General features: G+C 38.9%; 1 pseudogene. It reads left to right on the forward strand.

Annotated features, from left to right (window positions below):
* Positions 1–596: pseudogene (locus WFK35_RS22995) on the forward strand (sensor protein KdpD); the annotation flags it as partial.

Raw genomic sequence — 596 nt, forward strand, 5'->3', positions numbered from 1 at the left:
TGAGGTTGTGAATATCGATTTAACCGCCGACGAACTTCTAACGCGCCTGAAAGAAGGAAAAATTTACAAAAAAGAGAAAATCCAGACGGCTTTAAGCAATTTTTTCCAAAGCGTACATATTTTGCAGCTTCGGGAACTGGCTTTAAAAGAAGTGGCAACCCATGTTGAAAGAAAGGTAGAAACGGAGATCAAAACTGAAAATTTTAAGCCCATAAAATTTTTGGCGTGCATCAGCAGCAATGAGAAAATAGCCAAAAATATCATCCGGAAAACGGCAAGACTGGCAAGTTATTACAACAGTCCGTGGACCGTTCTTTACATTCAGAAACCTTCAGAGAATCCTGAAAAAATTGCGCTGAATAAGCAACGATTTCTGATTAATAATTTTAATTTAGCTCAGGAATTGGGAGCCAAAGTGATCCGGCAGAAGGAAAGCAGTATTCATAAAGGGATTCTGGACTATGTGATTGCGCATAACATCACAACCGTTTGCATCGGAAAACCGCACGCTCATCTTTTGCAGAGAATTTTCGGCTACAGCTGGATTTACATTTTAATGAACCGACTGAATGAAAGACAGATCGACATTATTATTT

Origin of the sequence: Chryseobacterium sp. VD8, assembly GCF_037149975.1 — a bacterium.
Lineage (GTDB): Bacteria > Bacteroidota > Bacteroidia > Flavobacteriales > Weeksellaceae > Chryseobacterium > Chryseobacterium indicum.